The sequence below is a fragment of the Pseudomonas sp. B21-056 genome (assembly GCF_026016325.1).
GTDB lineage: Bacteria > Pseudomonadota > Gammaproteobacteria > Pseudomonadales > Pseudomonadaceae > Aquipseudomonas.
In genome coordinates, this window is the sequence record NZ_CP087203.1 from 1,993,321 (window position 1) to 2,012,045 (window position 18,725).

20 protein-coding genes are annotated in these 18,725 nt (G+C 62.5%); 2 read left to right on the top strand and 18 right to left on the bottom strand.

The genetic code is table 11. From position 1 onward, the window contains the following. Nucleotides 1-198: 198 nt before the first annotated feature. Complete coding sequence (locus LOY67_RS08925; RefSeq protein WP_265066832.1) at nucleotides 199-1,233, top strand: NADP-dependent oxidoreductase; 1,035 nt, start codon at nucleotides 199-201, stop codon at nucleotides 1,231-1,233. Between the two features lie 66 nt (nucleotides 1,234-1,299). Next, nucleotides 1,300-1,902, top strand: a complete 603-nt coding sequence (recR, locus tag LOY67_RS08930; protein ID WP_265066833.1) for a recombination mediator RecR — start codon at nucleotides 1,300-1,302, stop codon at nucleotides 1,900-1,902. Nucleotides 1,903-2,075: 173 nt separating this feature from the next. Here recR and LOY67_RS08935 read toward each other — a convergent pair whose 3' ends face one another. The 18 genes from LOY67_RS08935 to ccoN (LOY67_RS09020) form a co-directional block, all read right to left on the bottom strand. Beyond that, a complete protein-coding gene (locus LOY67_RS08935) occupies nucleotides 2,076-2,624 on the bottom strand; it encodes an adenine phosphoribosyltransferase (RefSeq protein WP_041020481.1) in 549 nt (182 codons plus the stop codon). An 89-nt stretch (nucleotides 2,625-2,713) separates the two neighbouring features. Continuing rightward, complete coding sequence (gene fnr / locus LOY67_RS08940; RefSeq protein ID WP_265066834.1) at nucleotides 2,714-3,448, bottom strand: fumarate/nitrate reduction transcriptional regulator Fnr; 735 nt, start codon at nucleotides 3,446-3,448, stop codon at nucleotides 2,714-2,716. Nucleotides 3,449-3,542: 94 nt separating this feature from the next. After that, on the bottom strand, nucleotides 3,543-4,925 hold the full coding sequence (gene hemN / locus LOY67_RS08945) for an oxygen-independent coproporphyrinogen III oxidase (RefSeq protein WP_265066835.1): 1,383 nt from the start codon (nucleotides 4,923-4,925) through the stop codon (nucleotides 3,543-3,545). 316 nt (nucleotides 4,926-5,241) lie between these two features. Continuing rightward, a complete protein-coding gene (locus LOY67_RS08950) occupies nucleotides 5,242-5,925 on the bottom strand; it encodes a sulfite exporter TauE/SafE family protein (protein ID WP_265066836.1) in 684 nt (227 codons plus the stop codon). Continuing rightward, nucleotides 5,918-6,136: a cbb3-type cytochrome oxidase assembly protein CcoS gene (ccoS, locus tag LOY67_RS08955; RefSeq protein WP_265066837.1), complete on the bottom strand. Its 219-nt coding sequence runs from the start codon at nucleotides 6,134-6,136 to the stop codon at nucleotides 5,918-5,920. Before ccoS ends, LOY67_RS08950 begins: the two co-directional genes overlap by 8 nt. 24 nt (nucleotides 6,137-6,160) lie before the next feature. After that, nucleotides 6,161-8,611, bottom strand: a complete 2,451-nt coding sequence (locus tag LOY67_RS08960; RefSeq protein WP_265066838.1) for a heavy metal translocating P-type ATPase — start codon at nucleotides 8,609-8,611, stop codon at nucleotides 6,161-6,163. Between the two features lie 156 nt (nucleotides 8,612-8,767). Next, nucleotides 8,768-9,307 carry a FixH family protein gene (locus LOY67_RS08965; RefSeq protein ID WP_265066839.1) on the bottom strand — a complete coding sequence of 180 codons (540 nt, stop codon included), beginning with the start codon at nucleotides 9,305-9,307 and terminating at the stop codon, nucleotides 8,768-8,770. Between the two features lie 11 nt (nucleotides 9,308-9,318). Next, nucleotides 9,319-10,734 carry a cytochrome c oxidase accessory protein CcoG gene (gene ccoG / locus LOY67_RS08970; protein WP_265066840.1) on the bottom strand — a complete coding sequence of 472 codons (1,416 nt, stop codon included), beginning with the start codon at nucleotides 10,732-10,734 and terminating at the stop codon, nucleotides 9,319-9,321. Between the two features lie 252 nt (nucleotides 10,735-10,986). Next, nucleotides 10,987-11,397 carry a type II toxin-antitoxin system VapC family toxin gene (locus LOY67_RS08975; RefSeq protein WP_265066841.1) on the bottom strand — a complete coding sequence of 137 codons (411 nt, stop codon included), beginning with the start codon at nucleotides 11,395-11,397 and terminating at the stop codon, nucleotides 10,987-10,989. Next, nucleotides 11,397-11,651, bottom strand: coding sequence for a type II toxin-antitoxin system Phd/YefM family antitoxin (locus LOY67_RS08980; protein ID WP_265066842.1), 255 nt, complete (start codon nucleotides 11,649-11,651; stop codon nucleotides 11,397-11,399). The genes LOY67_RS08975 and LOY67_RS08980 overlap by 1 nt, the downstream gene beginning before the upstream one ends. Nucleotides 11,652-11,802: 151 nt before the next feature. Beyond that, entirely contained in the window at nucleotides 11,803-12,786 is a 984-nt protein-coding gene (gene ccoP / locus LOY67_RS08985) for a cytochrome-c oxidase, cbb3-type subunit III (RefSeq protein ID WP_265066843.1), read from the bottom strand. Further along, nucleotides 12,783-12,968, bottom strand: a complete 186-nt coding sequence (locus LOY67_RS08990) for a CcoQ/FixQ family Cbb3-type cytochrome c oxidase assembly chaperone (protein WP_003183474.1) — start codon at nucleotides 12,966-12,968, stop codon at nucleotides 12,783-12,785. The genes ccoP (LOY67_RS08985) and LOY67_RS08990 overlap by 4 nt, the downstream gene beginning before the upstream one ends. Before the next feature lie 6 nt (nucleotides 12,969-12,974). After that, the gene (ccoO, locus tag LOY67_RS08995; RefSeq protein WP_245139299.1) at nucleotides 12,975-13,583 is read right to left on the bottom strand and encodes a cytochrome-c oxidase, cbb3-type subunit II; all 609 of its coding nucleotides are present in this window, start codon (nucleotides 13,581-13,583) and stop codon (nucleotides 12,975-12,977) included. Beyond that, nucleotides 13,583-15,025, bottom strand: a complete 1,443-nt coding sequence (gene ccoN, locus LOY67_RS09000; protein ID WP_047703838.1) for a cytochrome-c oxidase, cbb3-type subunit I — start codon at nucleotides 15,023-15,025, stop codon at nucleotides 13,583-13,585. The genes ccoO (LOY67_RS08995) and ccoN (LOY67_RS09000) overlap by 1 nt, the downstream gene beginning before the upstream one ends. Before the next feature lie 490 nt (nucleotides 15,026-15,515). Continuing rightward, the gene (ccoP, locus tag LOY67_RS09005) at nucleotides 15,516-16,472 is read right to left on the bottom strand and encodes a cytochrome-c oxidase, cbb3-type subunit III (RefSeq protein ID WP_265066844.1); all 957 of its coding nucleotides are present in this window, start codon (nucleotides 16,470-16,472) and stop codon (nucleotides 15,516-15,518) included. Continuing rightward, complete coding sequence (locus tag LOY67_RS09010) at nucleotides 16,469-16,672, bottom strand: cbb3-type cytochrome oxidase subunit 3 (protein ID WP_265066845.1); 204 nt, start codon at nucleotides 16,670-16,672, stop codon at nucleotides 16,469-16,471. Before LOY67_RS09010 ends, ccoP (LOY67_RS09005) begins: the two co-directional genes overlap by 4 nt. 5 nt (nucleotides 16,673-16,677) lie before the next feature. Beyond that, on the bottom strand, nucleotides 16,678-17,286 hold the full coding sequence (gene ccoO, locus LOY67_RS09015) for a cytochrome-c oxidase, cbb3-type subunit II (RefSeq protein WP_265066846.1): 609 nt from the start codon (nucleotides 17,284-17,286) through the stop codon (nucleotides 16,678-16,680). Nucleotides 17,287-17,296: 10 nt separating this feature from the next. Next, complete coding sequence (gene ccoN, locus LOY67_RS09020; protein WP_265066847.1) at nucleotides 17,297-18,721, bottom strand: cytochrome-c oxidase, cbb3-type subunit I; 1,425 nt, start codon at nucleotides 18,719-18,721, stop codon at nucleotides 17,297-17,299. Nucleotides 18,722-18,725: the final 4 nt, after the last annotated feature.

Below are 18,725 nucleotides of genomic sequence, written 5' to 3' on the forward strand. Positions count from 1 at the left end.
TGTGTTGTCTGTCCCACCGCGATCGCTCCCACAGGGGATTTGCGGTGGGTGCAAGATCTGTGGTCGCCGAAGCTCCCTGTGGGAGCGAGCCTGCTCGCGATGCAGGCGCCGCGGTTTACCTGAACAAACATCGAACGCCGGTCCCCAGGCAATGGTCTGCTCCCTATACGTCCCATCAACGATCAAGGAGACGCTTCCATGTCACAAGCATCGACCTCCAACCAGCGCATCGTCCTCGCTTCCCGCCCCAAGGGCGCTCCCACCGCGGAAAACTTCCGTTTTGAGCAGGTGACCCTGCCAGAGCTGGCGAACGGGCAGGTCCTGCTCAAGACCCTGTTCCTCTCTCTGGATCCCTACATGCGTGGGCGGATGAGCGACGCGCCTTCCTACGCCGCGCCGGTGGCAATCGACGAGGTGATGACCGGCGGGGCTGTCAGTCGCGTGGTGCGTTCGAGGCACCCTAAATTCCACGAAGGCGACCTGGTCGTGGGAGCCACGGGCTGGCAGAGCCACAGCATCAGCGATGGCCGCAACGTCATCCCCGTTCCGTCCGGGTTGCCCAGCCCGTCGATGGCCTTGGGTGTGCTGGGCATGCCGGGCATGACCGCCTACATGGGACTGATGGACATCGGCCAACCCAAGGCCGGGGAAACCCTGGTGGTGGCGGCCGCTTCGGGCGCCGTGGGGTCTGTGGTCGGCCAGGTGGCGAAGATCAAGGGCCTGCGGGTGGTCGGGGTGGCTGGCGGCCGTGAGAAATGCCAGTACGTGGTCGACGAGTTGGGATTCGACGCCTGCGTCGACCACAAGAGCGAGCACTTTGCCGAAGAGCTGGCCCGGGCTTGCGACAAAGGCATCGACATCTATTACGAAAACGTCGGCGGCAAAGTCTTCGACGCGGTGGTGCCGCTGCTCAACGCCAAGGCCCGCATCCCGCTCTGTGGCCTGATTGCGTCCTACAACGATCAACACACCCCGAGCGGGCCGGATCGCTTGCCGCAACTACAACGCACCTTGCTGACCAAGCGGGTGCGTATGCAGGGGTTTATCGTGTTTGACGACTACGGTGACCGTCAGCCGGAATTCATCAGCGCCATGGCGCCCTGGGTGCGTGACGGCAAGGTCAAGTTCCGCGAAGACGTGGTCGACGGCCTCGAGAATGCGCCACAGGCCTTTATCGGTCTGCTGGAAGGACGCAATTTCGGCAAGTTGGTGGTGCGGGTCGCGAGGGATTGAGTATTTGACGCTAATCGGAGGCGCGGGTATAAACCGCGTCTCGTTGTTATGTCGGACATTTCCTCGATGAGCTTCAGCCCTTTGATTCGCCAACTGATCGATGCCCTGCGAACCTTGCCGGGTGTGGGTCAGAAAACTGCCCAGCGCATGGCGTTGCAATTGCTCGAGCGTGATCGCAGCGGCGGTTCGCGCCTGGCCCTGGCGTTGAGCCAGGCCATGGAAGGAGTGGGGCATTGCCGTTTGTGCCGCACGCTCACGGAAGAAGACCTCTGCCCGCAATGCTCCGACCCCCGTCGGGACGACAGCCTGTTGTGCGTGGTGGAGGGGCCGATGGACGTGTATGCCGTGGAGCAGACCGGTTTCCGTGGCCGGTATTTCGTGCTCAAGGGCCATCTCTCGCCCCTCGATGGCCTGGGGCCGGAGGCGATCGGCATTCCCGAGTTGATGGCGCGGATCGAAGCGGCGGGGACTTTCACCGAAGTCATCCTCGCCACCAACCCGACGGTGGAAGGCGAAGCCACCGCCCATTACATTGCCCAACTGCTGAGCAACAAAGGCCTGGTCGCCTCCCGCATCGCCCACGGCGTGCCGTTGGGGGGCGAACTGGAGCTGGTCGATGGCGGGACGCTGGCGCATTCCTTTGCCGGGCGCAAGCCGATCACGTTGTAAGCACCACACAAATCTCCCCTGTGGGAGCGAGCCTGCTCGCGATGGCGGTATATCAGCCAATAATCATGTGACTGACACTCCGCTATCGCGAGCAGGCTCGCTCCCACAGGGTTTGTGTTCGACCGCAGAATACCAAGGCTACCGCCAACCAGTGTGGGAGCATCGGCGGTCGGTTATCGTTCGCTCAGGGAGAACTGCGTCAGGCAGAACGTTGGAATCCCCATGTCTTCCAGTCGCTGGGATCCCAGCAATTCCGGCAAATCAATGATCGCCGCGGCTTCGTGGACCTTGGCACCCATGCGGCGGATCAGGTTGGCGGCGGCGATCAGGGTGCCGCCGGTGGCGATCAGGTCATCGAACATCACCACCGAATCCCCTTCGCACAGGCTGTCGGCATGCACTTCCAGGAAGGCTTCGCCGTATTCGGTCTGGTAACCCTCGGCCAGCACGTCCGCCGGCAGCTTGCCTTGTTTGCGGAACAGCACCAACGGCTTGTTCAACTGATAGGCGAGAATCGAACCAATCAGGAAACCCCGGGCATCCATCGCGCCAATGTGAGTGAACTCGGCCTCGACATAGCGATGGGCGAAGCTGTCCATCACCAGCCGCAGGGCGGTGGGGGACTGGAACAGCGGGGTGATGTCGCGAAAGATCACGCCGGGTTTGGGGAAGTCGATCACGGGGCGGATCAGGGATTTGATGTCGAAGGAGTCGAAGACCATCGTCGAAGTGTCCTGGCAGGGCTGCAAACGCGGCAGTATAGCGCGGCCGAGACAATCCCTCAGCAGCAGCCCTCAGTCGCGCAGGTTTATCAGCCGTCGATCGAGCCGCCGGCCAGGGCGCAGAGCTGGATCGGGTCGAGAATGTGAATCTCCTTGCCTTCGGCGGCGATCAAATTGTTCTGCTGGAAACGGGTGAACACCCGGGACACGGTTTCCACGGCCAGGCCCAGGTAGTTGCCGATTTCATTGCGCGACATGCTCAGGCGGAACTGGTTGGCCGAGAAGCCACGGGCGCGGAAGCGGGCGGAGAGGTTGACCAGGAAGGTCGCAATGCGCTCGTCGGCGGTTTTTTTCGAAAGCAGCAGCATCATCTGCTGATCGTCGCGGATCTCCCGGCTCATCACGCGCATCAACTGGCGGCGCAACTGCGGAAGTTGCACGGCCAGTTCGTCGAGACGTTCGAAGGGAATCTCGCACACCGAGGTGGTTTCCAGCGCCTGGGCCGAAATCGGATGGGTTTCGGTGTCCATGCCGGACAGTCCCACCAGTTCGCTGGGCAGGTGGAAACCGGTGAGTTGTTCTTCGCCAGCGTCGCTCAAATTGAAGGTTTTCAAAGCACCCGAGCGTACGGCATAGACGGAGTCGAAGGTGTCACCCTGGCGAAACAGGAATTCACCCTTTTTCAACGGGCGGCCCCGTTTGACGATTTCGTCCAGCGCGTCCATATCCTCCAGATTCAGCGAAAGTGGCAGGCAGAGAGGGGCCAGGCTGCAATCCTTGCAATGGGCTTGGCTGTGGGCGCGCAGTTTGACTGGCTCGGACATTTCTTCAATCCTTGTGGGAAAACACACATAAGCCGTAAGGGTAACCCAGCTCCGGGCCCCGGGCCAGCGCGGTTCCCTCGTCAAATTGTCGCGCTCAGATGACGCGGGAGAAGCGCTGCCGGTTTTGCTGCTCCAGATAGGCATCGAACACCATGCACACCGAGCGCACCAACAGACGCCCGGCGGGCAATATTTTTATGTGGGTGTTATCCAGTTCGATCAGCCCGTCCTCGGCCATCGCCTGAAGCTGCGGCCACAGAGCGGCGAAATAGTGCTGGAAATCGATAGGGAAGGTTTGCTCGATCTCGGCGAAGGCCAGGTTGAAATGGCAGATCAATTGCTGGATCACCGCTCGCCGCAGCCGGTCGTCGGCGTTGCACACCAGCCCGCGATGGGTCGCCAGTTGTCCGTCGGCGAGGAGGCTCTGGTAGTGGTTCAGGTCGCTGCTGTTCTGGCAGTACAGGTCGCCGATCTGGCTGATGGCCGACACGCCGAGGCCGATCAGGTCGCAGTGGCCGTGGGTGGTGTAGCCCTGGAAGTTGCGTTGCAGGGTGGCCTCTTCCTGGGCGATCGCCAGGTCGTCGTCGGGCAGGGCGAAGTGGTCCATGCCGATGTAGCGGTATCCGGCGGCGGTCAGTTGTTCGATGGTGCCTTGCAGCATCGCCAGTTTCTGCTCCGGGTTCGGCAGGTCCTGGCTGTTGATGCGCCGCTGGGGCATGAAGCGCTCCGGCAGGTGGGCGTAGTTGAACACCGACAGGCGGTCCGGTTGCAGGTCGATGACTTCTGCGACGGTGCGGGCGAAGTTGTCTGGAGTCTGCTTGGGCAGGCCGTAGATCAGGTCAATGTTGATCGAGCGAAACTGCAAGGTCCGGGCGGCTTCGATCACTGCACGGGTTTCCTCCAGGCTTTGCAAGCGATTGACGGCGCGCTGCACGGCCGGATCAAAGTCTTGCACGCCGATGCTGACCCGGTTGAAACCCAGTTCCCGCAACAGGCCCATGGTCGACCAGTCGGCTTCCCGGGGATCGATTTCGATGCCGTAGTCGCCGGAGTCGTCATCCAGCAGGTTCAGATGCTTGCGCAGCTTGGTCATCAACTGGCGCAGTTCGTCGTGGCTGAGGAAGGTCGGGGTGCCGCCCCCCAGGTGCAGCTGTTCCACGCGCTGGGCTGGGTCCAGGTGGCAACCGATCAGCTGGATTTCCTGTTCCAGGCGTTGCAGGTAGATGTGGGCGCGACCACGGTCCTTGGTGATGACCTTGTTGCAGGCGCAGTAATAGCAGATGTTCGCGCAGAACGGCACGTGCACGTACAGCGACAACGGCCGCCTGGCCTTGCGGCTGTCGCGCAGGGCGTGGAGCAGGTCGAAGCTGCCCACCTGGCCGGCGAACTGCGCCGCAGTCGGGTACGAGGTGTAGCGAGGTCCGGCCACGTCGTAGCGGCGGATCAGGTCAGAGTCCCAACGAATGGCGTCGAGCATGCGGGCGTTCCCCGGATAGGCTGGCATGGGGGCGAGTCTAGGGGGATGAACGCTGGGGTGTGTTGATTTGCATCAACGGGGGCTGTGGTGCCTGGCGGCTGCAACTTCCCTGTGGGCTTGCTCGCGAAAGTGGTGTATCAGTTGGCATATGCATAGCTGGCAGATGGTCATCGCGAGCAGGCTCGCTCCCACATTGGGTTTCCTGTGGTAGCAAGATCTGGGGGCCATCACAAATCTCCTGTGGGAGCGAGCCTGCTCGCGATAGCGGTGGGTCAGCTTGCATCAATGTTGGATGTTCGACCCACAGGAATTGCGGTCAATGTCCCATGAGCCAATGCTGGTGCGGCCCCGGCAATGTCCAGATGCCGAAGACAATCACCAGCAACCCGCCGGCCATGCGCACGCTGCGTTTGCGCAGCAGGGCAGTGACGCGTTCGGCGGCGAGGCCGGTGGCGAGCAGCACCGGCCAGGTGCCGAGGCCGAAGGCCAGCATCAGTAATGCGCTGTCCAGGGCGTTGCCCTGGCTGGCGGACCACAACAGGGTGCTGTAGACCAGACCGCACGGCAGCCAGCCCCACAGTGCGCCAAGCAGCAAGGCACGGGGCAGGCTCGACACCGGCAGCAAGCGGTTGGCGACCGGTTGGATATGTCGCCACAGGCCCCGGCCGACGCCTTCGATGCGGGTCAGGCCGCTCCACCAGCCCGCCAGGTACAGGCCCATGGCGATCAGCAGCAACCCGGCCAGCACGCGCATGACCATCGCCGCCGGGCTATTGGCGATGGCCCAGCCGGCCAGCCCGATCAACAGCCCGGCGGTGGCATAGCTCAGGATTCGCCCCAGGTTGTACGCCAGCAACAGCCGGAAGCGCCGGCTGCGTTGTTCCTTGGGGATCGCCAGGGTGAGGGCGCCCATCAGGCCGCCGCACATGCCCAGGCAGTGGCCGCCGCCCAGCAGGCCAAGGATCACCGCCGAAACCAGCAATGGCGCCAGATCAAGCATGGGGCGGGGCCTTGTCGTCCGGCTGGTGGGCTTGGCCGTCGGCTTCGTCCACCGCGGCTTTGTGGTTCGGGTCCTGGTCGTCGAACAGGATGCTGTGGGCCGGACCGTCGAGGTCGTCGTACTGGCCGCTGTCCACCGCCCAGAAGAAAATGTACACGGCGACGGCCACGATCAGCAGCGCGGCCGGGATCATCACGTAAAGAGCTGGCATTTCGTAACTCCAGGCCCGCGCGGCTCAGGCCGGCAGCAGGCGGGTATCGGGCGCGGTGTCGAAAACCTGCACCTTGGGCTGACGGGTCAGCCTCAGCGCATTCAACACCACGGTCAACGAACTGATGGACATGCCGACCGCGGCCCACGCCGGGGTAATCCAGCCGAGGGCGGCGAACGGCAACATGAGGCCATTGTACAGCGCCGCCCACACCAGGTTCTCGATGATCACCCGACGGGTGCGCCGGGCCAGGTTGAAGGCGTGGACCAGGGCATCGAGACGATTGGACAGCAGCACCGCGTCGGCGCTGGTCTTGGCCAGGTCGGTGGCCGAGCCCATGGCAACGCTGATGTCCGCTGCCGCCAGCACCGGCACATCGTTGACCCCGTCGCCGAGCATCAGCACCTTGCGGCCTTGCTGGTGCAACTGCTGCAGTACCGCCAGTTTGTCGTCCGGACGCAGACCGCCCCGGGCCTCGTCGATGTCCAGTTCGGCGGCGACGCTGGCAACCATCGGCGAACTGTCGCCCGAGAGCAGCAGTGTCCGCCAGCCGCGCGCCTTGCAGGCCGCCAGCAAGGCCGGGGCGTCGGCGCGCAGACGGTCGTCGAGGACGAACCAGGCCAAGGGCCCGCTGGCATCGCCCAGCAGCAGCCATTGGCCGGCTTCGTCCGGCATTTGCAGCGCTGCCGTGCGGCTCAGTTCGCAGACAAAACCGGGTTGGCCGATGCGCAGGCGCTGTTCGCCCACCTGGCCTTCCAGCCCCAGTCCGGGAGTGCTCTGTACCTGTTCGGCGGCCAGCGGTGCGCGGCCAAAGGCCCGTGCGATGGGGTGCTCGGAGCGGTTTTCCAGGGCAGCGGCCAGCGCCAGGCACTGGTCGCTGTCGAGGCTGGCCAGAGGGCGAATGGCGCGCAAGGCCAGGCGGCCTTCGGTGAGGGTGCCGGTCTTGTCGAAAATCACCGTATCGATCTGGTTCAGGCCTTCCAGGACATGCCCCCGGGTCAGCAGCAGACCGAGTTTGTGCAGGGTGCCGGTGGCGGCAGTGAGGGCGGTCGGCGTGGCGAGGGACAACGCGCAAGGACAGGTGGCGACCAGCATCGACAGAACAATCCAGAAGGCGCGGGACGCATCCAGCTGCCACCACAGCAATCCGATGGCGGCAGCGGCGACCAGGGAAAACAGCAGGAACCATTGGGCCGCACGGTCGGCGATTTCCGCCAGTCGCGGCTTCTCGGCCTGGGCACGCTCCAGCAGTCGCACGATGGCGGACAGACGGGTGTCCTGTCCCAACGCTTGCACCTCGACGGTCAAGGCGCCTTCGACGTTCAACGTGCCCGCGGTAACCGCATCGCCCGCCTGGCGCGGCTGCGGCAGGTACTCGCCGGTCAGCAGGGATTCGTCGATGCTGGACTGGCCGTCGAGGATCCTGCCATCGGCCGGCAGGACCGATCCTGGATGCACCAGCACCCGGTCGCCTGTACGCAATTCGCTGAGCAGGATGCGTTCGCTCTGGCCGTTGGCTTCGAGGCGCAGGCACGAGGCCGGCAACAGATTGACCAGTTGCGCGGTGGCGGCGGCGGTGCGCTCCCTGGCCCGACGCTCCAGGTAGCGGCCGGCCAGCAGGAACAGCGCGAACATGCCCACGGCGTCGAAATACAGCTCGCCCACGCCGGAGATGGAGGTCCAGATCCCGGCGACATAGGCGCTGCCGATCGCCAGGGACACCGAGACATCCATGGTCAGGTTGCGGGTGCGCAGGTCGCGCATCGCGCCTTTGAAGAAGGGTGCGCAGCTGTAGAACACGATGGGCGTGGTGAGAAACAGCGCAACCCAGCGCAGGATGGTGTGCATCTCCGGGCTCAGGTCGATGTTGAATTCCGGCCAGGTCGCCATGGTCGCCATCATGGCCTGGAACCACAGCAGCCCGGCCACGCCGAGCTGGCGCAGGGCCAGGCGGTTTTGCGCGGCCAGTTGCTCGCTGGCCTGGTCGGCCTGGTACGGGTGGGCGACGTAGCCGATCTGGCGCAATTCGGCGAGCAGGGTACTCAGCGGCAGTTCCGCGTCGGCCCAACGCACCTGCAAGCGATGATTGGACAGGTTCAACCGTGCTTCGGCCACGGCCGGCAGACTGCGCAACTGTTTTTCGATCAACCAGCCGCAGGCGGCGCAACTGATGCCTTCCATCAGCAGGGTGGTTTCGGCCAGTTCACCTTCGTGGCGCACGAACGATTGCTGCACGTCGGGACGATCGTACAACGCCAGTTCATCGGTCAATTGGACGGGCAGGGTTTCAGGGTTGGCCGATGCTTCGCTGCGATGCTGGTAATAACTCTCCAGCCCGCCGGCAACAATGGCCTCGGCCACCGCCTGGCAACCCGGGCAGCACAGCTCGCGGGTTTCACCGAGGACAACGGCGGTGAAGCGACTGCCGGGGGGGACGGGCAGGGCGCAGTGGTAGCAGGGCAGGGGCGTATTCATTGCGTTTTCACAGAACGTTGTCCAATGATCGTTCCCATGCTCTGCGTGGGAACGCATCCTGTGACGCTCCGCGTCACGCTTGCGAGGGGACGCGGAGCGTCCCGGGCTGTGTTCCCACGCGGAGCGTGGGAACAATCAGAACCACAGAAAGACGGCCTACTTCTTCAGGTCTTCAGCACCTTGCAGCGGCTCATCGCCGAGCAGGATGGCCTGGTCGTGGTTGACCTGCTCTTCTTCGAACAGGCGCCAGGTCTTGTCGTTTTCCACCCCCAGCAATTCGACAAAGCGCCGGCCTTCGATCTTGTCCGTCAACTGGCCGACATAGCGCCCCGGTTCGCTGTCATTGCGGGTCAGGACCACCTTGCGGTCCTTCTCCGGCTGGGTCGGCGAGATCAGGCTCAGTTCCAGAGTCTGCGGGCGGCTGTTGCCGCTCAGGCGCAGGTTCACCTCGCCAGTGACATCATCCATCTGCACGTTGGCATGCAACTGCAGGGTCTGGGCCAGCAGTTCGCGCTCCAGCGAACGGTTGATGCCCTTGCCGGCTTCGTAGTAGTTGTCGTTGACCAGGTTGTCCGGGTTCTTCACCGCAATGGTCACCATCGTCAGGCTCAACGTCACCGAGCAGGTCAGGATCCCGATGATGATCCAGGGCCAGAGGTGCTTGTACCAAGGGCTGGTGGCGGTTGCTGCAGGCATGTTCAGTTCTCTCAACGAATTTGTGGGCCGATGAACCGGCTCTTGGCTTCGACATGGACGCTGTCGTCATCGGCATCCTTGAGGATGAAGGTCACCTCGTTGGTGCTCGACGGCAGTTGATCCGGTGCGCTGGACAATTCCACCGGCTGGCTGAAGATATCGCCGGCCGCGACCTTGATTTCCCGTCGGCCTTGCAGCTTCAGGTCAGGCAGGCCGGTGGCCTCCAGCACGTACGTATGATCGCGCTGGTCCTTGTTCATGATCTTCAGGCTGTAGACGTTCTCGATCCGGCCTTCGGCGTTTTCGCGGAACAGCACGCGGTCCTTGCTGACATCGAAACCCACCAGCGAACGCATGAAGAACGCCGTCACCAGCAGGCTGATCATCGCCAGCAGTACCAGGGCATAGCCGATCAGGCGCGGGCGCAGTTTATGGGTTTTCTGCCCAGACAGGTTGTGTTCGGTGGTGTAGCTGATCAGCCCGCGCGGGTAATCCATCTTGTCCATGATGTTGTCGCAGGCGTCGATGCAGGCGGCGCAGCCGATGCACTCGATCTGCAGGCCATCGCGGATGTCGATGCCGGTGGGGCAGACCTGGACGCACATGGTGCAATCGATGCAATCGCCGAGGCCCAGGGCCTTGTAGTCGATGCCTTTCTTGCGTGGGCCACGGCCTTCGCCGCGACGCGGGTCGTAGGACACGATCAGTGTGTCCTTGTCGAACATCACGCTCTGGAAGCGGGCATAAGGGCACATGTAGATGCACACCTGCTCGCGCAGCCAGCCGGCGTTGCCATAAGTGGCGAGGGTGAAGAAACCGACCCAGAAATACGACCAGCCATCGGCCTCGCCGGTGAAGAACTCGAACACCAGATCGCGGATCGGCGTGAAGTAACCGACGAAGGTCATGCCGGTGACAAAACCGATCAGCAGCCAGAGGCTGTGCTTGGTGAGTTTGCGCAGGAACTTGTTGACCCCCATGGGCGCCTTGTCCAGCTTGATGCGCTGGTTGCGGTCGCCTTCGGTGACTTTTTCGCACCACATGAAGATCCAGGTCCACACGCTTTGCGGGCAGGTATAGCCGCACCATACCCGTCCGGCATAGACCGTGATGAAGAACAGGCCGAAGGCGGCAATGATCAGCAGCCCGGACAACAGGATGAAGTCCTGGGGCCAGAAGGTTGCACCGAAAATAAAGAATTTGCGTTCCGGCAGGTTCCACCAGACGGCCTGGTGGCCGCCCCAGTTCAGCCAGACGGTGCCGAAATACAGCAGGAACAAAAAGGCTCCGCCGACCATCCGCAGATTGCGGAACAGACCGGTGAAGGCACGGGTGTAGATTTTTTCCCGAGAGGCGTACAGGTCGACGCTCTTGTTGGCGTCCTTGGCAGGCGGGGTAACGTCATGTACCGGAATCTGGTTGCTCATCAAAATGCATCCCACGGCAGTGGAAAAGTGCCGGGGCCAGTGCGTGCCGACCACGGTCAGAAAGGGTGTTGCAATGGCGCAATGATACGCCTGTCGCTCTAGCTCAAGGGTGCGACCTTTGGTCGCGTTGGGGGCAGGGGCCGAATGGTGTAGCGGATGTAACAAGTCATGACCCAGATCAATTGACTATAGACATTTCTCCAGCATCCCCTGTTCAGGTCGCAAGCAGGGTGGATCTGTGGCTAGGGATTATCAATTCATCCAGGGGTTGAGCAATGCCACGCCGCTGCCTTGGAAATCGGCCACATTGCGCGTGACCACGGTCAAACCGTGAACCAATGCGGTGGCGGCGATCAGTGCATCGCATTCATTGCTGCGATCAGGAACATGCAGGTGGGCGCAGCGCAGCGCCACGGCGCGGTCGACTGCCAGGATCCTGCCGGCGAATGCGGGCAGGACATGCTTATCCAGCCAGGTACGCAGGCGACTGCCCTGCGCCGGGTCCTTGCGTTCGAAACGCAACACACCGGTTTCCAGTTCCAGTACGGTAATTGCCGAGACATAGAGGCTGGGGGCGGGCACGCTCCGGGCCCAGGCCTGGACGTTTTTATCGGCCTGGGGTTTGCGCAGTTCCGAGATGACATTGGTATCGAGTAGAAACATCAGGACAGGTCCACCGGACGGGGAGTGATGACGGCACGCTCGGTGTCGAAATCGATATCCGGCGCATCGGGCATGACCAGCAACTCGACGATGCTGGCGCTGACGCCAGTCAGTTTCTGGTACTCCTCAATGCTTAGCAGCACATGGGCCGGCTTGCCACGGTCAGTGATGATGACCGGCCCTTCACGGGTGGCTTTTTTGGCACCACTTGTGTCGTGATTGAATTCGCGACTGGAAAGGGTAGTGATGGACATGATCGTGCCCTCATTGAGCGGTGATGTAGGCACGTTACTACTTGAGCGGAACCCTCGCAAGCTGAAGCCGCATCGTGCTGTCCCACAGGGCAAACAAAAAAGGCCCCGTCAATCTGCATTGACGGGGCCTTTAGTGTGTCAGGCGTAAGCCTTACTGGGCGTCAGCGGCCGGAGCCTTTTCGCCGTGGGACAGGCTGTAGACATAGGCGGCCAGCAGGTGGACCTTGTCGTTGCCTTGCAGGTCGGCCTGGGCCGGCATCTGGCCCTGGCGGCCGTAGCGGATGGTCTGCTGCAGTTGCGCGAAGCTCGAGCCGTAGATGAACGCGGCCGGGTGCGTCAGGTCGGGTGCGCCCATGGCTGGAGTCCCCTTGCCTGCCGGACCGTGGCAGGCCACGCAGTTGGCAGCGAAGAGTTTCTGGCCATTGGCCGGGTCGGCCTTGGCGCCTTCCGGCAGTTTGCGACCGTGCAGGCTGGTCACCAGGTAAGACGCCACGTCGGCGACACCTTGCTCGCCGACCACCGCAGCCCAGCCCGGCATCACCGCATGACGACCGCCCATGATGGTGGTCTTGATGGTTTCCGGCTCACCGCCCCAGCGCCAGTCGACGTCGGTCAGGTTGGGGAAGCCATAGGCACCCTTGGCGTCGGAACCGTGGCAGACCGAGCAGTTGGAGGCGAACAGGCGGCCACCCATCTTCAAGGCTTGTGGATCCTTGGCCACTTCTTCGATCGGCATGGAGGCGAACTTGGCGAAGATCGGGCCGAACTTGGCATCCGAACGGGCCATTTCCTTTTCCCACTCATGCACGCCGGTCCAGCCGGTCTGGCCGTTGGCGAAGGCGGTCTGCTTTTCGGTGTCCAGGTAGTTATAGCCTGGCAGCAGGCCTTTCCAGTTGCCCAGGCCAGGGTAGAGCGCCAGGTAGCCGAGGGCGAACACGATGGTGCCCACGAACAGCATGAACCACCATTTCGGCAGCGGGTTGTCGTATTCCTCGATCCCGTCGAAGGAATGGCCAACCGTCTCTTCGGTGGACTCGCTGCGCTGGCCCTTGCGGGTCGACAGCAGCAGCCAGGTCAGGGAGAAGATCGTTCCCAGGCTGAGGACTGTGACGTACAGACTCCAGAACGTTGTCATTCTTTGTTACTCCTAGAAGCTTGCTCGACGTGCTTGATGGCTTCGGGATCATCCGCGAACGGCAGCAAGGTCGCGTCGTCAAACTCCGACTTGCGCTTGGGGCTGAACACCCACAGGGCCAGGCCGATAAAAGCCACCATCACGACGACGGTGCCCAGGCCGCGAATCATCCCGATATCCATTAAGAATCACCGTTTGCTTTTGATGATGGTGCCCAGGCCTTGCAGATAGGCCACCAGCGCGTCCATTTCGGTCTTGCCCTTCACGGCATCCCTGGCACCGGCGATGTCTTCGTCGGTGTAAGGCACGCCCAGGGTGCGCAGGACTTCCATTTTTTTCGCGGTGTCTTTGCCGTCGAGCTTGTTTTCCACGAGGAACGGGTAGGCCGGCATTTTCGACTCGGGCACCACGTTGCGCGGGTTGTACAAGTGCGCACGGTGCCAGTCATCGGAGTAACGACCGCCAACGCGGGCCAGGTCCGGACCGGTACGCTTGGAACCCCACAGGAACGGGTGGTCCCAGACGCTTTCACCGGCGACCGAGTAGTGGCCGTAGCGTTCGGTCTCGGCGCGGAACGGACGGATCATCTGCGAGTGGCAGCCGACACAGCCGTTGGCGATGTAGATGTCGCGGCCTTCCAGTTCAAGGGCGGTACGTGGCTTCATGCCTTCGACCGGCTTGTTGGTCACGTCCTGGAAGAACAGCGGAACGATCTGGGTCAGGCCGCCGATGCTCACAGCGATGACCATGAAGAAGGCCAGCAGGCCGATATTCTTCTCTACTGCTTCGTGCTTCATCAGTGAGCTCCAACTACGGCGATCTTGGCGGCGGCTTCAGCTTCAGCCGGGTCAGAAGCACGAACGGTGCGATACACGTTGTAGGCCATGAACAGCATGCCGCTGGCGAAGAACGCGCCGCCCAGGGCACGGACGATGTAGCCAGGGTGGCTGGCTTGCAGCGCTTCGACGAACGAGTAGGTCAGGGTGCCGTCGTCGTTGATCGCACGCCACATCAGGCCCTGGGTGATGCCGTTGACCCACATCGAGGCGATGTAGAGCACGGTACCGATGGTCGCGAGCCAGAAGTGCGCGTTGATCAGCGGCGTGCTGTGCATCTGCGCACGACCGAACAGTTTCGGGATCATGTGGTAGATGGCGCCGATGGAAATCATCGCGACCCAGCCGAGCGCGCCGGCGTGGACGTGGCCGATGGTCCAGTCGGTGTAGTGGCTCAGGGAGTTGACGGTCTTGATGGCCATCATCGGGCCTTCGAAGGTCGACATGCCGTAGAACGCCAGGGACACCACCAAAAAGCGCAGGATCGGGTCGGTGCGCAGCTTATGCCAGGCGCCCGACAGGGTCATCATGCCGTTGATCATGCCGCCCCAGCTTGGCGCCAGCAGGATGATCGACATCGCCATGCCCAGGGACTGCGCCCAGTCCGGCAGTGCGGTGTAGTGCAGGTGGTGGGGACCGGCCCAGATGTACAGGGTGATCAGCGCCCAGAAGTGGACGATGGACAGGCGATAGGAGTAGATCGGACGCTCGGCCTGTTTCGGCACGAAGTAGTACATCATCCCCAGGAAGCCGGTGGTCAGGAAGAAGCCCACGGCGTTGTGGCCGTACCACCACTGGATCATCGCGTCGGTCGCGCCCGAGTAGGCCGAGTACGACTTGAACAGGCTGACCGGCAACGACATGTGGTTGACGATGTGCAGCATGGCCGTCACGACGATGAAGGCACCGTAGAACCAGTTACCGACATAGATGTGCTTGGTCTTGCGCTTGACGATGGTGCCGAAGAACACCAGGCCGTAGGTCACCCAGACGATGGCCAGCAGAATAGCCAGGGGCCATTCCAGTTCCGCGTATTCCTTGGTGGTGGTCAAACCCATGGGCAAGGTCACGATCGCGCCGACGATGACCGCTTGCCAACCCCAGAAGGTGAAGGCCGCAAGGCTGTCGGAGATCAGTCGCGTCTGGCAGGTTCGCTGCACGACGTAGTAGGAAGTGGCAAACAATGCACAACCACCGAAGGCGAAGATCACCAGGTTGGTGTGCAGCGGGCGCAGGCGTCCAAACGTCGTCCATGGCAGATCGAAGTTCAACTCCGGCCAGACCAGTTGCGAGGCGATGAAGACACCGAGCCCCATGCCAAGGATCCCCCAGACCACCGTCATGATGGCGAACTGGCGGACTACCTTATAGTTATAAGCAGTCGGACTGATTGCTGTGCTCATTCTAAGGTTCCACGGTTTGGGTGTTTTATTAGGATAAAAATCGGCCGCAAGTATGGAGAAAGCGGGGGGTCATTGCAACGCGCCATGACCTGGGTCAATGCTTTCAAAAGCTGATTCTGCGGCCTTTCCATGCGCCGCGTAAGGACAAAATGGGCCCTCGACAAATTGTTGCGCCGAAGGAAAAAGGCGAGGGGGTCGGGTCGGTTGTAACGGGGTGTGTTCAAACACGGCGTTCGGGTGATACCGGGCCGTTGTCGCCACAGCCGGTATCTGCCTGTCTTTACGGCGTTTTTGTCGAACGATTGTCGAACACATCGGGTCGGGTCGACCTGAAACCGGCAGTCGCCAGTACACGCAGAGGCAAGCTTAGACCCGATTCCGGGGAACCGAAAGAAAGACCTGGGGAGGGTGCGACAAATAGAAGCAGCTACGAGTTTCGAGCTGCAAGCTGCAAGTAGGTACTCGTCGCTTGCAGCGCTTGCTTTTGCCTTTACTTGACGCTTGAAGCTTGCGGCTCGCCGTCAAACTGCTCTTTCCCCTTCGAGAGGCTGTAGACGTAAGCCGCGAGCAGTTGCACCTTATCGTTGCCGAGCAGTTCGCTCTGCGCCGGCATCTGGCCCTGGCGGCCATGGCGGATGGTCTGTTGCAACTGCGCCAGGCTGGTGCCGTAGATGAAGCCGGCCGGTTGCGTCAGGTTCGGCGCGCCCATGGCTTCGGTGCCTTGGCCGTTGGCGCCGTGGCAAGCGGCGCAGGTGGTGCTGAACGCCTGCTGGCCGGCTTGCAGGTCGGCACCGTGGTCGGCCGGCAGGGGCAGGCCGGCCAGTTCATGGCGTACATACGCCGCCACGTTCTTCACCCCGGCATCTCCCAGCATTTCACCCCAGGCCGGCATCGCCGCCATGCGACCGCCCATGATGGTGGTCTTGATGGTGTCGGCCGCGCCGCCCCAGCGCCAGTTGGTGTCGACCAGGTTCGGGAAGCCGAAGGCGCCCTTGGCGTCCGAGCCGTGGCAGACCGAGCAGTTGGAGGCGAACAGGCGGCCACCCATTTTCAAGGCCTGCGGGTCCTTGGCGACTTCTTCTACGGGCATCGCCGCGAATTTGGCGAAGATCGGTCCGAACCTGGCGTCGGCCCTGGCCATCTCCTTTTCCCATTCATGGACGCCGGTCCAGCCATTGTCGTAGCCGGGCAGGATGCCTTTCCAATTACCCAGGCCCGGGTACAGCACCAGGTAGCCGACGGAAAATACCAGGGTGCCGGCGAACAGCAGGAACCACCATTGCGGCAGCGGGTTGTCGTATTCCTCGATGCCGTCGAAGCTGTGGCCCATGGTCTGGTCGACGCTGCCCTTGGTCTCGCCCTTGCGGGTGCCGATCAACAGCCAGGTCAGGCCGATCAGGCTGCCGAGGGTCAGTACGCAGATCCACGTACTCCAGAAGGTGGTCATGGCCGGGTACTCCTTGTTGCAGGGTCTTGGGGATGGACGATGTCGGCGGGTGGTTCGTCGGCGAACGGCAGCAGGCGCGCCTGGGCGAATTCCGGGCCGCGCTTGCTGCTGAACACCCAGAGGATCAGGCCGATGAAGGCTACGAACACCACGACCGTGCCCAGGCCGCGGATCATTCCAGTGCTCATCTCAAAAAACATGGGGCTCACCTCTTGCTCTTGATGGCAGTGCCGAGCACTTGCAGGTAGGCCACCAGGGCGTCCATTTCGGTCTTGCCCTTGAGCGAGGCCACGCTGCCGGCAATGTCGTCGTCGCTGTACGGCACGCCGAGGGTGCGCATGGCGCGTAGCTTGGCCTCGGTGTGGCGGCTGTCCACCGCCTGGGTCACCAGCCATGGATAGGCCGGCATCTTCGACTCGGGCACCACGTTGCGCGGGTTGTACAGGTGCGCACGGTGCCAGTCATCGGAGTAGCGTGCGCCGACCCGGGCCAGGTCCGGCCCGGTGCGCTTGGAGCCCCACAGGAACGGGTGGTCCCAGACGCTTTCGCCGGCCACCGAGTAGTGGCCATAGCGCTCGGTCTCGGCGCGGAACGGGCGGATCATCTGCGAATGGCAGCCGACGCAACCTTCGCGGATGTAGATGTCGCGGCCTTCCAGTTGCAGGGCGGTGTAGGGCTTCATGCCGTCCACCGGCTTGTTGGTCACGTCCTGGAAGAACAACGGCACGATCTGGGTCAGACCGCCGATGCTCACGGCCAGGACCATCAGCAGCATCAGCAGGCCGACGTTTTTTTCGATTGCTTCGTGTTTCATGGCGGACTCCTCAAGCCATCTGCGCGGCAACGGCGGCTTCGGCAGGCTGATAGGCCCGCACGGTGCGCCAGGTGTTGTAGGCCATCAGCAGCATGCCGCTGAGAAAGACCGCCCCGCCCACCAACCGCACGATGAAGCCGGGATGGCTGGCCACCAGGGTTTCGACGAAGGAGTAAGTGAGCGTGCCGTCCTCGTTCACCGCACGCCACATCAGGCCCTGGGCGATGCCGTTGACCCACATCGAGGCGATGTAGAGCACGGTGCCGATGGTCGCGAGCCAGAAGTGCGCGTTGATCAGGCCGATGCTGTGCATCTGCGGCCGGTCGAAGACTTTCGGGATCATGTGATACAACGCGCCGATGGAAATCATCGCCACCCAGCCGAGGGCGCCGGCGTGGACGTGGCCGATGGTCCAGTCGGTGTAGTGGGAGAGGGCGTTGACGGTCTTGATCGCCATCATCGGACCTTCGAAGGTCGACATGCCGTAGAACGCCAGGGACACCACCAGAAAGCGCAGGATCGGATCGCTGCGCAATTTATGCCAGGCGCCCGAGAGGGTCATCATGCCGTTGATCATGCCGCCCCAACTGGGTGCCAGCAGGATCAGCGACATCACCATGCCCAGCGATTGCGCCCAGTCGGGCAGCGCGGTGTAGTGCAGGTGGTGGGGGCCGGCCCAGATGTACAGGGTGATCAGCGCCCAGAAGTGCACGATGGACAAGCGATAGGAATACACCGGGCGCTCGGCCTGTTTCGGCACGAAGTAATACATCATCCCCAGGAAACCGGCGGTAAGGAAAAAGCCCACGGCATTGTGGCCGTACCACCACTGCACCATCGCGTCCGTGGCCCCGGCGTACACCGAGTAGGACTTGGTGAAACTCACCGGCAATTCCAGGTTGTTGACGATGTGCAGGATCGCCACGGTCAGGATGAAGCCGCCGAAGAACCAGTTACCCACGTAGATGTGCTTGGTGTTGCGCTTGGCCACGGTACCGAAGAACACGATGGCGTAGGCGACCCAGACGATGGTGATCAGGATGTCGATCGGCCATTCCAGCTCGGCGTACTCCTTGGAACTGGTGTAGCCCAGCGGCAGGCTGATGGCCGCCAGCAGGATCACCAGTTGCCAGCCCCAGAAGCAGAACGCAGCGATTTTCGGTGCAAACAGCTGGGTCTGGCAGGTGCGCTGCACCGAATAGAACGAGCTGGCGAACAGGGCGCAGCCACCGAAGGCGAAAATCACCGCGTTGGTGTGCAGCGGGCGCAGGCGGCCGAAGCTGGTCCAGGGCAAATCGAAGTTGAGCTGCGGCCAGACCAATTGAGCCGCGAGAAAAACCCCGAGCCCCATGCCGACGATGCCCCACACCACCGTCATAATGGCGAATTGGCGGACCACCTTGTAGTTGTAGGCGGTACTGATAGAAGTGTTCATGGTT

Bases quoted from the DNA above. Each gene is read 5' to 3' on its own strand.
- ccoP (WP_265066844.1), bottom strand. From the start codon at position 16,472: ATGACCACCTTCTGGAGTACGTGGATCTGCGTACTGACCCTCGGCAGC.
- LOY67_RS08990 (WP_003183474.1), bottom strand. From the start codon at position 12,968: ATGGATATCGGGATGATTCGCGGCCTGGGCACCGTCGTCGTGATGGTG.
- LOY67_RS08925 (WP_265066832.1), top strand. From the start codon at position 199: ATGTCACAAGCATCGACCTCCAACCAGCGCATCGTCCTCGCTTCCCGC.
- ccoN (WP_265066847.1), bottom strand. From the start codon at position 18,721: ATGAACACTTCTATCAGTACCGCCTACAACTACAAGGTGGTCCGCCAA.
- ccoS (WP_265066837.1), bottom strand. From the start codon at position 6,136: ATGCCAGCTCTTTACGTGATGATCCCGGCCGCGCTGCTGATCGTGGCC.
- fnr (WP_265066834.1), bottom strand. From the start codon at position 3,448: ATGTCCGAGCCAGTCAAACTGCGCGCCCACAGCCAAGCCCATTGCAAG.
- LOY67_RS08935 (WP_041020481.1), bottom strand. From the start codon at position 2,624: ATGGTCTTCGACTCCTTCGACATCAAATCCCTGATCCGCCCCGTGATC.
- ccoO (WP_265066846.1), bottom strand. From the start codon at position 17,286: ATGAAACACGAAGCAATCGAAAAAAACGTCGGCCTGCTGATGCTGCTG.
- recR (WP_265066833.1), top strand. From the start codon at position 1,300: ATGAGCTTCAGCCCTTTGATTCGCCAACTGATCGATGCCCTGCGAACC.
- LOY67_RS08950 (WP_265066836.1), bottom strand. From the start codon at position 5,925: ATGCTTGATCTGGCGCCATTGCTGGTTTCGGCGGTGATCCTTGGCCTG.
- ccoO (WP_245139299.1), bottom strand. From the start codon at position 13,583: ATGAAGCACGAAGCAGTAGAGAAGAATATCGGCCTGCTGGCCTTCTTC.
- hemN (WP_265066835.1), bottom strand. From the start codon at position 4,925: ATGCTCGACGCCATTCGTTGGGACTCTGACCTGATCCGCCGCTACGAC.
- LOY67_RS08965 (WP_265066839.1), bottom strand. From the start codon at position 9,307: ATGCCTGCAGCAACCGCCACCAGCCCTTGGTACAAGCACCTCTGGCCC.
- LOY67_RS08980 (WP_265066842.1), bottom strand. From the start codon at position 11,651: ATGTCCATCACTACCCTTTCCAGTCGCGAATTCAATCACGACACAAGT.
- LOY67_RS09010 (WP_265066845.1), bottom strand. From the start codon at position 16,672: ATGTTTTTTGAGATGAGCACTGGAATGATCCGCGGCCTGGGCACGGTC.
- LOY67_RS08975 (WP_265066841.1), bottom strand. From the start codon at position 11,397: ATGTTTCTACTCGATACCAATGTCATCTCGGAACTGCGCAAACCCCAG.
- ccoN (WP_047703838.1), bottom strand. From the start codon at position 15,025: ATGAGCACAGCAATCAGTCCGACTGCTTATAACTATAAGGTAGTCCGC.
- ccoP (WP_265066843.1), bottom strand. From the start codon at position 12,786: ATGACAACGTTCTGGAGTCTGTACGTCACAGTCCTCAGCCTGGGAACG.
- LOY67_RS08960 (WP_265066838.1), bottom strand. From the start codon at position 8,611: ATGAATACGCCCCTGCCCTGCTACCACTGCGCCCTGCCCGTCCCCCCC.
- ccoG (WP_265066840.1), bottom strand. From the start codon at position 10,734: ATGAGCAACCAGATTCCGGTACATGACGTTACCCCGCCTGCCAAGGAC.